The organism is Stenotrophomonas sp. ESTM1D_MKCIP4_1, from assembly GCF_003086895.1.
In the GTDB taxonomy this organism is placed as follows: Bacteria; Pseudomonadota; Gammaproteobacteria; order Xanthomonadales; family Xanthomonadaceae; genus Stenotrophomonas.
Genome location: NZ_CP026004.1, coordinates 657,485 through 671,139, shown reverse-complemented (window position 1 = coordinate 671,139; position 13,655 = coordinate 657,485). Strand labels below are relative to the sequence as shown.

The window sequence follows — 13,655 nt, the reverse complement described above, 5'->3', positions numbered from 1 at the left end:
AAAGCCATCGTCAGCCGATGGCGTTGGTCAGGTCGTACAGGGGCACCAGCACGGCCACGATGACCGCACCGACCACCGAGGCCAGCACCAGGGTGATGGCCGGCACCATCGCCGCCAGCAGGCGGTCGATGCGGCGTGCGCTGTCCTGCTCGAACGTGTCGGCGGCCTTGAGCAGCATGGTATCGAGTGCGCCGGATTCCTCGCCCACCTGGATCATCTGCAGTGCCAGGCGCGGAAAACGCTTGCCGCGTGACAGCGCCAGCGAAAGGCCGGTACCGTTCTTCACTTCGTCGGCGGCCGCCTCCAGATCCTCGGCCAGCGCGCGGTTGCCCAGCACGTTGCGGGCAATGCCCAGCGCGCCCAGCAGCGGCACGCCGTTGCGCAGCAGCGTGCCCAGGGTGCGGGCCAGGCGCGCGGTTTCCAGTTCGCCCAGCAGGCGGCCGATGCCACGCCGCTGCAGCAGCCAACCATCCAGGGCCAGGCGCGTGGCGGGCTGCCGCAGCTGCCGTTCCAGCAGCAGGGCCAGCACCGCAGGCACCACCAGCAGCACGATCCACCAATCACGTACGAACAGGCCCAGCTGCAGCACGGCGTTGGTGAACCACGGCAGTGCCACATCCAGGCTTTCGTACATCTGCGCGAACTGCGGCACCACGTAACCCAGCAGGAACAGCAGCGCGCCACCGACCACCACCAGCAGGATGGCCGGGTACACCAGTGCGTTGATCACCTTGCCCTGCAGCGCGCGGCTGCGTTCGAGGTAATCGGCCAGACGCTGCAGGGTGTCATGCAGGCTGCCACCGGCTTCACCGGCCCGCACCATGTTCACGTACAGGCGCGAGAACAGGCCGTGCTGGCGTTCCAGCGCGGCGGACAGCGGTGCACCGCCGCGCACCACGTCGCGGATGTCGGTGATCGCGCGCCGCGAACGTTCGTCCTCGGGCAGGCCCAGCAGGATGGACAGGGCGCGGTCCAGCGGCTGCCCGGCACCCAGCAGGGTGGCCAGCTGCTGGGTGAACTGCAGCAGCGCCGCGCCCTGCAACGGGCGCGGACGGAACAGGCCACGCAGGCTGCTGCCGCCGGCCGCGCCACCGTCGGCCAGCCGGGTTTCCATCGGCAGATGGCCCTGGTCCTGCAGGCGGGCGATCAGCTCGGCTTCGCTGGCCGCTTCCATCTGCCCGTCGAAGACTTCGCCGTGCGGGTTCAGTGCCTTGTAGCGATAGATGGGCATGTCAGCGTCGAGCTCCCGCGCGCATCAACCCTCCTCGGTTACGCGCAGGACTTCCTCGATGGTCGTCTGCCCGCTCAGGGCCTTGGACAGGCCGTCTTCGTACATGGTGCGCATGCCGGCCTCGCGGGCGATGCGTTCGATCTCGCCCATGCCGTCGCGGCGCATCACCGCGCGCCGCAGCGCGTCGTTCATCACCAGGAATTCCATGATGGTGGTGCGGCCCAGGTAACCGGTCGGTGCCAGTGCCGAGGGCTTCGGACGGAACAGGTGGATCGGCCCCTGCGGCTGCAGGCGGCGCAGTTCAAAACGTTCGATTTCCTCCGGCGAGGCTTCATAGCGCTCGGCGTGGGTGGGTTCCAGCCGGCGTACCAGGCGCTGGGCGAGGATGCCGTTGATGGTGGAGGTCAGCAGGTAGTCCTCCACGCCCATGTCGAGCAGGCGGGTGATGCCGCCGGCCGCGTTGTTGGTGTGCAGCGTGGACAGCACCAGATGGCCGGTCAGGGCCGACTGGATGGCGATGCGCGCGGTTTCCAGGTCGCGCATTTCGCCGATCATGATGATGTCCGGATCCTGGCGCACGATGCTGCGCAGCGCGTTGGCGAAATCCAGGCCGATCTGCGGCTTGGCCTGGATCTGGTTGATGCCTTCGATCTGGTATTCGACCGGGTCCTCGACCGTGATGATCTTGACGTCGGCGGTATTGAGCTGGCTCAGCGCGGTGTACAGCGTGGTGGTCTTGCCCGAACCGGTCGGGCCGGTGACCAGCAGGATGCCGTGCGGCTGCTCGAGCACCTTGCGGAACTGCGGCAGGAACGCATCGGTGAAGCCGAGCCGATGGAAGTCGAACACCACTGTCTCGCGGTCGAGCAGTCGCATCACCACGCTTTCGCCATGAGCGGTGGGTACGGTGCTGACGCGCAGGTCCAGTTCCTTGCCCTGCACGCGCAGCATGATGCGGCCATCCTGCGGCAGGCGGCGCTCGGCGATGTTGAGCCGGGCCATGATCTTGATGCGGCTGATGACCGCCGCAGTGAGGTTGGCCGGCGGACTTTCACCCTCCACCAGCACGCCATCGACGCGGTAGCGCACCTTCAGGCGGTTCTCGAACGGTTCGACGTGGATGTCCGAGGCGCGCAGTTCCACCGCACGCTGGATGACCAGGTTGACCAGGCGGATGACCGGTGCCTCGGAAGCGAGATCGCGCAGATGTTCGATGTCATCGACCGCACCGCCTTCGCCGTCGGCGGTTTCCACGATCGCACCCATCGCGCTGCGCCCCTGGCCGAACCAGCGCTCCACCAGGTCGTCGATTTCCGCGCGCATGCCCAGCACGGGAGTGACCGGCACGCCCAGCGCCAGCTGCACGGCCTGCTGCGGGTAGGGATCGTGCGCATCGGCAAGCCACAGGCGTACGCCGTGTTCATCCAGGGCCAGCGGGCACACATGGAACTGTTTCAGGAAGCGCAATGACAGCGGCAGACCTTCGGCCAGCGACTGCGGCGGTGCCTCGGGCAGCTGCTTGCCTTCCAGCAACGGCAAACCCAGCACATCGGCGCTGGCCTGCGCCTGGTCACGTTCGGACACCAGCCCCAGCCGCACCAGCAGGCCCAGCAGGCTGCCGCCGGCCTCGGCATGCAGCGGTCGTGCACGCGCCAGATCGCCTTCCTTGAGACGTCCACGGGCCAGCAACGCATCGAGGATGCGACCTTCGGCGTCATCGATGGCGGTGGCAGCGAGCGCGTTCACGTGACTCTCCTGTCGATCATTCCGACTTTAGCAGTTCAGCCCGGACTTCCGCTGTCCCGTCGGCGTGTTTCGTAGAAACACGAAGCCCGTCACACAGGGGTGACGGGCCTCGCTTGTTCATTTACGACAGAGCAATGGCGGACTTACTGGGTCGCCAGGATGCTCACGCCGCTGTAGGCCGCCTCACCCACCACCTTGATGTAGTAGGTGCCCGCCACCGGTGCAGCCACGCGCACGGTTTCGGTGTTGCCCGGACGGGTCGACTTGGCGTCGTTGTCGGTCGCGGTGGGCACGCGGCCCTGCGCCAGATACACCGAAACGTTGCCGCTGCCGCCGTAGGTCAGCACGCTCAGCGCCTTGCCGGCAGTGGCTTCAAAGGTATACACCGTCTCGCTGGCGGCAGCGCCGGCCAGGCCACCGAGGGCGGCCTTGTTGGTCAGCGGAATGCCCTCCGGCTCGCAGTTCTCGGTGCACGGTTCCTTCAGGGCGGCATCCAGCGCGGCCTTGGCATCGACGATGCCGGTGCCGATCGGGGTCGCGGCCGGAATGGTGGCCGGGAAACGACGGGCCGACTGCTTGAGCAGCGCTTCCAGCGCGGCCGGGCTGAGCGGATCCTTGCCGTTGGCAGCCAGTGCACTCTGCACCAGCGCCGCCACGGCGGCCACGTGCGGCGAGGACATCGAGGTGCCGCCCTTGCCCATCAGCACCCACTCGCCGCCGTCCGGGGTGGTTTCCGAATCGGAACCGACCTGCCAGATGTAGCCGTTCGGGTTGCCATCGACGCTGCCGCCACCGCCCGGTGCCGACAAGTCCACGGCGGTGCCGTAGTTGGAGTAGTAGGTGATGCCGCCGGTGACGCGGGTCGCGCCGACGGCCACCACGTTGTTGCAGCTGGCCGGACGGTAGTTGGAGGCGTTGTCGGTATCGTTGCCGGCCGCGACCACCACCAGGGTGCCGCGCGAGACCGCACCGTTGATCGCATCCTGATAGGCCGCGTCGCACGAACCGCCGCCGCCCAGGCTCATGTTGATGATCTCGGCCGGGGTGGTGTTGGCCGGGATGCCTGCCACGGTGCCGCCGGAAGCCCAGGTGATGGCATCGCTGATGTCGGCCAGGGTGCCGCCGCACTTGCCGAGCACGCGCACCGGCAGCACCTTGGCCTTGTAGGCCAGGCCGGCCAGGCCGACGCCGTTGTTGGTCACCTCGGCAATCGTGCCGGCCACGTGGGTGCCGTGCCAGGAGCTGCCTTCCGGCTGCGAGCCGTTGTAGCACTCGTTGGCCGTTTCCACCCAATCGCCGTAGTCGGTCGCGCCCGGGGCACGGCCGTCGGTCGGACGACGCGAGGATTCCTTGTCGCTGATAAAATCGTAGCCTTCCAGCAGGTTGGTGCCGAAGTCCGGCACGCCCGGCAGGATGCCGGTGTCGAGCACGGCCACGACCACGCCTTCACCCTGCGAGACGTCCCATGCGGCCGGTGCGTTCACACCGCTGGTGGCATTGAAGAAGTTCCACTGGTACTGCGCGTAGTTCGGGTCGTTGGGCACCAGCGCCGGCTGGGCATTGGCCGCGCGCAGTTCTGAGCGCTGCAGGCGCACGTTGGCCACGGCGTACTGCACCGACGGATCGGCATTCAGTTCAGCCAGCACTTTCTGCATGTCCGCGCCGCCGAGCTTCGATTTCAGGCGGATCAGATCACTGCCGGTGCCGAGCTTGCGTTCGACCTGCGGCGACAGTGCCAGCGCGCGGCTGGTGGTGCCGGTGCTGACGATGGCGCGCGACAGCGCCGACTGCACGACCGACAGCTTGCTGGAACGGTCGCTGGCGGCTGCCGTGCCGGCCTTGTACTTGACGATGATGCCGTCCACGTTCTGCTGGCTGGCGCTGGCCACGCGCGCCGGCGCCTTGGCCTCACCCGGGTTGATCGCATGGGCGGCACCGGCGCCGACGGTCAGCGACAGCACCGCGGCAGCCAGTACGTTGATGCGAAGGGTCTGCTTCTTGGTCACGTTTGAAATCCTCTTCAAGGTCATGGTTGAGCTTTCCTTACTCGACCCGCAGCGCGGGCAGAGCTCTCTACGGCCAATACTCCCTGCGACGTCCCTGGCTGGCCCACCAGGGTTGTCGTGCCTCGCCCCCTCAGGCCTCTACTGCATGGCGTGCCGGTGGCGGCTGGCCACCGGCGCGCGGTTGCTGCTTACCAGCCGAAGCCGGCACCGACGCCCACCGAGGCGTCATCACTGCTGAACGCACCGCCGAGGGTGACCGTGGCGCGATCGCTGATCGCCCGCTGGTAGCCCAGCGACATCGCCGATTCGCCGCCCTGGAAACCGATGCCGACACCGACCCGGTTCTGGGTACGGATGCCCGCGGCACTGGTGGCCATGTTGAGCATGGCCGCGCTCATCGCACCCTGGCGGTCGATGCGGCGATCCATGTGGCGCAGGCGTCCATCCACTTCACCCTTGAACACATCGAAGCTGTCGGCGACGGCCTGCACGCGGCTGTCGGTGTAGCTGTTGGCGGTGGTGATGCCGCGGTCCAGCTGGCCCTTGTTCACCGCATCGGTGGCCGCCGTACCAGCGGCCACGTTGGTGACCTGGCGTTCGTTGCCTTCGCTGCCCACCGACACTGTGTTGGCGCGGTCGGCGACCGACCCCTGGCCCAGCGCAACTGCGTTGGCAGCGGTGGCGGTGGCGCCCTGGCCGATGGCGGTGGAAGACGCTCCGCTGGCCACGGCGCCGTCCCCCATGGCGACGGCGTTGGCACCGACGGCAGGCTGCGCCGCGGTGGCCCCTTCCACGCTGGGCTTGGCCACCACGTTGGACCGCGAGGCCACTGCATCGGCCTCGGCCACGCTGGCCACCTGGGCGGTACTGGCCTGCACGCTGGCGCTGCGCAGGCTGGCACTGCGTGCGCTGCTGCCGCTGGTGCCGGCCGTGCGCTGGTCAAGCTCGGTCACCTTGCGATCCAGCGCCCCCAGTGCATCGCCGACATTGCTGTAGGTCGAGCCCTGGATGACGTAGTTCGGTGCAATGAACACGCCCTGCATGCCGACGCTGGCGCCGCCGCCGAGGATGCTGGCGGCATCGCTGAGCGACTGGAACAACTGGCCGCCGTTGATGGCCTGGCGGCTGCCGGAGGCGATGCTGCCGGCGCCGACGTTGTCGATGACGGTGCCTTCGATGCCGGACAGGGTCAGGCGGTCGCGGCTGGCATCGTCGTAGCCGACGGCGTTGGCGCTGCTGTTTTCCACGGTGGCGATGCGCGAATCGAAATCACCCACGCGGGTTTCGACCGCACCCACGCGCTGGTTGGTGACGTTGAGCTGCGAACCGGTGACGGCATCACTGCTGCCGGCGGCAATGCGGCCATCGGCCACGTTGACGATGCGGCGGGTGGCCGGACCATCGGTGCCGTTGCCGCCACCGACCGAGACCACATTGGCTTCCACCGCACGTGCGCCGGCACCCAGGGCCACCGAGTTGCTGCCGCTGACCGCGCTGCTGGCACCCAGCGCCAGCGATGCGTTGCCGATGGCGTTGGCGCTGCTGCCGACCGCATTGCTGCGGTTGCCGCTGGCGGTGGCGTTGGAGCCCACGGCCACCGCATCGGTGCCGCTGGCGGTGGCCACGCCGCTGCCGTTGGCCTTGAAGCGCTGACCGACCGCATCGGCGGTGGCGGCCACGGCGTCGAGCTGACCCTTGTTCACTGCATCGGTGGTTTCGGTACCGGCGGCGACGTTGGTGATCTGCCGCTGCGTGGCCGCGTTGCCCACCGACACCGTGTTGGCACGGGTGGCCTGCGAGCCATTGCCGAGGGCAACGCTGTTGGCCGCGCTGGCGCTGCTGTTGGCACCCAGTGCGGTGGCATCGGCCGCGTCGGCCCAGGCGTTCCAGCCGATGGCGGTGGCGTAATCGTCGGTGGCCCACGCACCGGCACCGAAGGCCGCCGCGCCGGTCCCGCTGGCACGCGCCGGGATCAGGCCGTAGTAGGTGCTGCCGCCGATCGCCACGCTCTCATCGCCGGTGGCTTCGCTGGACTGGCCCATCGCCACGGCATTGGCGCCTGCCGCGGCTGCGCCGAAGCCCACCGCCGTGGTATTGGCACCGGTGGCCGCCGAGCCGTAGCCCAACGCCGTGCCCAAGCGGCCGCTGGCTTCGCTGTAACCACCGACGGCGGTGGTGCCATCGGCGGTGGCAGTGGCGCGGAAACCGCTGGCCAGCGACTGCGCACCGCTGGCGACGGCCTCAGCGCCGTTGGCCGTGCTGTACACACCCGTGGCCTGTGCCGCGTTGCCGGTGGCGGTGCTGCTGATCTCGCTGGCCACGGCACCGCTGCCAAACGCCGCACTGTTTTCGCCGGTTGCCTGCGCCTCGTTGCCGACGGCCGCCGCGTTGGCACCCGTGGCCAGGCTGTTGAAGCCGACGGCCGTGGCATTTTCAGCCAGGGCGGTGGCGCCGCTGCCCAGCGCGGAGGCGCCGTTGCCGATGGCATTGGACGCTTCGCCTGCGGCCAGTGCGTTGTCACCTTCCACGTAGGCGCCGGCATCGCTGTCGTCGCTGCCGCTGGCCTGGAAGTACTTGCTGGTGCTTTCCGCAGTGGCGGCGACGGCATCCAGCTGGTTCTTGTTGACCGCATCGGTGCCTTCCGTACCGGCAGCCACGTGGGTCACCTGGCGCTCGCTGCCATCGCTGCCGACGGCCACCGTGTTGTCACGGTCGGCACGGGAGCCAGCGCCAAGCGCGACGCTGTTGATCCCATTGGCGGTGGCGCTGGCACCCAGCGCGGTGGACTGCGCAGCGTCGGCCCACGAGTTCCAGCCAATGGCGGTGGCGTAGTCATCGGTCGCCCAGGCACCGGCACCGAAGGCGGCCGCGCCATAGCCACTGGCCCGTGCCGGCACCAGCCCGAAGAAGGTGCTGCCGCCGATGGCCACGCTTTCATCGCCCGTAGCTTCGCTGGAATCACCCATGGCCACCGAACTGGCGCCCGTGGCGGTGGCGAACACACCGGCCGCGGTGCTGTTGGCACCGCTGGCCAGGGTGCCGTAGCCCAGCGCCGAACCGAGGCGGCCACTGGCTTCGCTGTAACCACCGACGGCAGTGGTGCCATCGGCCGAGGCCGCTGCGCGGAAGCCGCTGGCCAGCGACTGCGCACCGCTGGCGATCGCTTCGGCACCGTTGGCCGTGCTGTACACGGCCGTGGCCTGTGCACCGGCACCGGTGGCGGTGCTGCTGGTCTCGCTGGCTACGGCGCCGCTGCCCAGTGCGGCGCTGTCTTCGCCGCTGGCCTGGGCATTGTTGCCGATTGCCGCCGCGTTGCTGCCGGTGGCCAGGCTGTTGAAGCCCAGCGCGGTGGCATTGGCCGCCAGCGCGGTGGCACCGCCGCCGAGCGCGGTGGTGCCATCGCCGATGGCGTTGGCCGCTTCACCGGCCGCCAGCGCGCTGTCGCCCTCGGCCAGCGCACCGGCATCGCTGTTCTCGCTGCCACTGGCCTGGAAGTACTTGCGGGTGTTCTCTGCGGTAGCGGCGACCGCATCCAGCTGGTCCTTGTTCACCGCGTCGGTGCCTTCGGTGCCGGCCGCGACGTTGGTGATCTGGCGGGTGTTGCCCGCACCACCGACGGAGACGGTGTTGTCACGCTCGGCAATCGAGTCGGCACCCAGCGCCACGCTGTTGGCACCCTGTGCTTCTGCCGCGTTGCCCAATGCAGTTGCATTCGTGCCCGGCGCCCAGGCGCCGCCACCGACGGCGGTGGAATAATCGCCCGATGCTTCGGTGGCAAGAATGCCGAACAACGAACCGCCGACGGCCACGCTGTTCACGCCGGTGGCCAGGCTGCCTTGGCCGGTGGCGGTGGCGTAAGCACCAGACGCTTCCGAGTCGCCACCCAGCGCCACGCTGTTGGAGCCGGATGCGTTGGCGAAGTTGCCGAACGCGGTGGCGTTGAACGCCGAGGCACTGGCATAGCCGCCGATGGCGGTGCTGTAGCCGCCGATGGCTTCGGCGCCGATGCCGAATGCCGCCGAGGCGGTACCGCTGGCCACGCTTTCGCTGCCTACCGCGGTGGCGGCTTCGCCGCTGGCGGTGCTGAAGTAACCCACTGCCACGGCTTCTTCACCGCTGGCTTCGGACAACACGCCCGTCGCCGTGCTGCCGGCGCCACTGGCCACGGCGGCAGCGCCGAAGGCGGCACTCTGCTCGCCGCTGGCCTCGCTTTCCGCACCCTGCGCGGTGGCGTACTCACCGGTGGCCTGCGCATTGGCGCCGATGGCGCTGGCGTTGTCCGCCGTGGCCAAGGCATTGAAGCCGATCGCCTGTGCATTGGTGCCGATGGCATTGGCACCGCTGCCCAGTGCGATGGCGCCGTCACCGATGGCGTTGGCGGCTTCGCCGGCCGCGAGTGCATTGTCGCCTTCCACGTAGGCGCCGGCATCGCTGTCGTCGCTGCCGTTGGCCTGGAAGAACTTGTTGCCGGTACCTGCGCTGGCGGCCACGGCATCCAGCTGGGCCTTGTTCACTGCGTCGGTCGCCTGGGTGCCGGCGGCGACGTTGGTGACCTGGCGTTCGCTGCCGGCGCTGCCGACCGACACGCTGCGGTCGCGGTCAGCCACCGAGCCTGCGCCCAGGGCCACCGCGTTGTTGCCGTTGGCGGTGCTGCCGGCACCGATGGCGATGGCGCTTTCGCCACCGGCCACGGTGTTGGTGCCCACCGCGATGCTGTTGATGCTGTTGCCCAGTGCCTGGAAGCCCAGCGCCAGGCTGTAATCGCCGTAGCTGAAGGCACCGCGGCCAACCGCCGTGGAACTGATGCCGTTGGCCCAGCTGTTGTAGCCGATGGACGTCGCGCCGTTGGCACTGGCCCAGGCCGCCGGGCCGAAGGCCGAGGCGTTGGTACCGGTGGCCCACGCACCGGCACCGAAGGCAGTGGCCCCTTCTTCGCTGGCGGTGCTGTAACCGCCGACGGCGGTGCTGTCATCCGCCTTGGCGAACGCACTGTCGCCGATGGCAACGGCGTAGCTGCCGGTGGCGCGCGACTTGCCGCCCGCAGCAAAGCTGTTGTCGCCGGTTGCCTGTGCCGCGTTGCCGAAAGCGCTGCTGCTGGCACCGCTGGCCTGTGCGGCGTTGCCCACGGCCGTGGAGCCGGCCGAGGCGGTAGTGCCGATCTGCACCGGATTGCCTTCGTCATCCAGCAGCGGCTGGTTGTATTCGTCGTAGGCCTGGCCGAGGCCACCGATGGCGACCGCACCGTCGCCATCGGCGAAGGTGTTGCGGCCGAGCGCCACCGTGTCGGCGCCGATGGCAGCGGCGCCCGCGCCCTGTGCGAGGGCACCCGCACCGATCGCATTGCTGGCCGAACCGGCCGCGACCGCACCTTCGCCCTCTGCGTAGGCGCCGGCATCACTACCCTCTTCGCCCTGCGCCTGGAAGAAGCGCGCGGTGGTGTCGGCAGTGCTGGCCACTGCGTCGAGCTGGGCCTTGTTCACCGCATCGGTATCTTCGGTACCGGCCGCCACGCTGGTGATCTGGCGTTCGTTGCCTTCGCTGCCAACGGCCACGCTGTTGTCGCGCACGGCTTCGGAGTTGGCACCCAGCGCAACACTGTTGGCGCCGCGTGCCGTGGAGTAGTAGCCCACGGCGGTGCTCTGCGTACCGCTGGCCCAGCTCTGCGCACCCAGCGCGCTGGCGTTCTCGCCCGGCGCATAGGCGAAGTAGCCGACGGCGACCGATTCGGCACCGGACGCTTCGGTCAGGCTGCCGTTGGCCACGGCATGGTCGCCGCTGGCGATGGCACCGGCACCGACGGCCGTCGCTGCTTCGCCGCTGGCCTGGGTCTGCACGAAGAAGCCCAGGCCCGGAATGAGATCGGCCGGGCCACCGATGGCCACGCTGCTGGTGCCGGTGGCATTGCTCTGCGTGCCCAGCGCGGTGGAGTAATCACCCACCGCGTTGGCCACGGCACCGAACGCCGAGGACTGCGCGCCGGCAGCGTAGGCGCCCACACCGTACGAGGACGCCGCGAAGCCGCTGGCTTCGGCACTGGCACCGACGGCGGTACCGCCGACGCCGGCACTGGTCGCACCGGTTTCCACCGGCACACCGCCGCTGGTGATCAACGGATTGCCCTCTTCATCCACCGCAGCGCCACCCACGGCCACGCTGCCCGGCCCGACTGCCTGCGCGTTGTAACCGAAGGCCGCACTGTTCTGGCCGCTGGCCAGGGCGTTGTTGCCCACGGCGGTGGCGTTCTGCGCGACGGCGGTCGCGCCGGCACCGACGGCGGTGGTGCCGTTGCCGATGGCATTGGCGGCTTCGCCGGCGGCCAGCGCGTCATCGCCGTCGGCCAGGGCACCGGCATCGCTGTTGCTGCTGCCGGTGGCCTGGAAGCGCTTGGCAGTGGTGTCGGCCACCGCAGCCACGTCCTTCAGCTGGGCAACGTTCACCGCGTCGGTGTCTTCGCTGCCGGCGGCGACGTGGGTCACCTGGCGTTCGTTGCCGTCGCTGCCGACGGCCACGGTGTTGTCACGGTCGGCGGTGGAACCAGCGCCGAGCGCAACGCTGTTTGCACCATTGGCCGTGGCGCTGGCGCCCAGCGCAGTGGACTGCGCAGCGTCGGCCCACGAGTTCCAGCCGATGGCGGTGGCGTAGTCTTCCGTGGCCCAGGCACCAGCACCGAAAGCGGCCGCGCCGTAACCGCTGGCGCGCGCCGGGATCAGACCAAAGAAAGTGCTGCCGCCGATGGCCACGGCTTCATCGCCGGTGGCTTCGCTGGAATCACCCATGGCCACCGAGCTGGCGCCGGTGGCGGTGGCGAACACGCCTGCGGCGGTGCTGTTGGCACCGCTGGCCAGGGTGCCGTAACCCAACGCCGAGCCGAGACGGCCGCTGGCTTCGCTGTAGCCGCCGACGGCCGTCGTGCCGTCGGCCGAGGCCGAGGCGCGGAAGCCGCTGGACAGCGACTGTGCGCCGCTGGCGATGGCTTCGGCGCCGTTGGCGGTGCTGTAGACGGCCGTGGCCTGTGCACCCGCACCGGTCGCGGTGCTGCTGGTCTCGCTGGCCACGGCGCCGCTGCCCAGTGCGGCGCTGTCGCTGCCGCTGGCCTGGGCGTTGGTGCCGACGGCCGAAGCGTTTTCGCCGGTGGCCAGGCTGTTGTAGCCGACCGCCGTGGCCTGTGCAGCGATGGCCACCGCACCGCCGCCGAGCGCAGTGGTGCCATCACCGATGGCGTTGGCCGCTTCACCGGCCGCCAGCGCGCTGTCGCCCTCGGCCAGCGCACCGGCATCGCTGTTCTCGCTGCCGCTGGCCTGGAAGTACTTGCGGGTGTTTTCGGCCACCGCAGAGACCTCGTCCAGCTGGTCCTTGTTCACCGCATCGGTGCCTTCGGTACCGGCCGCGACGTTGGTGATCTGGCGGGTGTTGCCGGCACCACCGACGGAGACGGTGTTGTCACGTTCGGCAATCGAGTCGGCACCCAGCGCCACGCTGTTGGCACCCTGTGCTTCTGCCGCGTTGCCCAGTGCAGTTGCATTCGTGCCCGGCGCCCAGGCGCCACCACCGACGGCGGTGGAATAGTCGCCCGAGGCTTCGGTTGGCAGCAGGCCGAACAGTGCACCACCCACGGCCACCGAATTGGTGCCGGTGGCCAGGCTGCCCTGGCCGGTGGCGGTGCTGTAGGCACCGCTGGCTTCCGCATCGCCACCGACGGCCACGCTGTTGGAGCCGGTGGCAGCGGCGGCATTGCCGACCGCGGTTGCGTTGAATGCCGAGGCGCTGGACAGGCCACCCAGTGCGGTGCTGTAGCCGCCAGTTGCTTCGGCACCGACGCCGAAGCTGGCCGACGCAGTGCCGCTGGCCGTGCTGCCGGCGCCGACGCTGGTGCTGCCGCTGCCCGAGGCCTGCGCCTGCGCGCCGACGGCGGTAGCGCTGTCAGCGGTGGCCTGCGCGGTGTGACCCAGTGCGGTGGCATCGTCGCCATCGGCGGTGGCCGAGGCGCCGGCAGCCAAGGCGCCTTCGCCATCAATCTGCGCTGCATCGCTGTCATCACCGGCGCCATCGGCCTTGAAGTAGCGGCTGCCCTCGGCGGCTGCGGCGGCCAGCGCGGCCTGGGTGGCCTGTGCCTGTGCATCGAGCTGCGCACGGTTGACGGCGTCGGTGGCCGCCGTACCGGCGGCGACGTTGGTGATCTGTCGTTCATTGCCGGCTGCGCCGACCGAAACGGTGTTGGCGCGGTTGGCAGTGGAGCCGGCGCCCAGAGCAACGCTGTTGGCGGCGCTGGCGGTGCTGCCGGTGCCCACGGCCACCGCATTGCGGCCGCTGGCGTTGGCGCTGCCGTCGACCACGCACTGGTCGATCAGGCTGCTGCTGAGGGTCACACAGTTGGCGTTGCCACCCACTTCCACCGATTGCGCGGCGGCGAGGCCTGCGCCTCCCAGTCCCATGGCCAGAGCAAGCGCTGCGGCCAGTGTCACCGGCCGTACGTGGTCGGCATCGCGGCGCTGGTCGACGACCCCACCGCGTGCGTCGGAAGAGGCCAGTTCCGAGGCCACCACCAACTGACCCAACGCTTTGTTCCAGACCTTGCGATAAATCCGATTCATCGGTACGGCTCCTGATTTTTTGGACTGGTTTTGGGCAAAGCAACGCCATCGCCGGACCTTCTGGTCCAACGTCCCCTCGGG

At 69.4% G+C, this 13,655-nt stretch carries 4 protein-coding genes; all 4 read right to left on the bottom strand.

The genetic code is table 11. The features are described 5' to 3' along the window. Window positions 1-10: 10 nt before the first annotated feature. The 4 genes from C1924_RS02965 to C1924_RS02950 all read right to left on the bottom strand — a co-directional run bounded on the left by C1924_RS02965 (window position 11) and on the right by C1924_RS02950 (window position 13,574). On the bottom strand, window positions 11-1,231 hold the full coding sequence (locus C1924_RS02965; protein WP_108764010.1) for a type II secretion system F family protein: 1,221 nt from the start codon (window positions 1,229-1,231) through the stop codon (window positions 11-13). Between the two features lie 24 nt (window positions 1,232-1,255). Then, entirely contained in the window at window positions 1,256-2,977 is a 1,722-nt protein-coding gene (gene gspE / locus C1924_RS02960; protein ID WP_108764009.1) for a type II secretion system ATPase GspE, read from the bottom strand. Between the two features lie 143 nt (window positions 2,978-3,120). Continuing rightward, window positions 3,121-4,983, bottom strand: coding sequence for a S8 family peptidase (locus C1924_RS02955; RefSeq protein WP_108764008.1), 1,863 nt, complete (start codon window positions 4,981-4,983; stop codon window positions 3,121-3,123). 188 nt (window positions 4,984-5,171) lie between these two features. Beyond that, entirely contained in the window at window positions 5,172-13,574 is an 8,403-nt protein-coding gene (locus tag C1924_RS02950) for an ESPR-type extended signal peptide-containing protein (protein ID WP_108764007.1), read from the bottom strand. Between the last annotated feature and the right edge of the window lie 81 nt (window positions 13,575-13,655).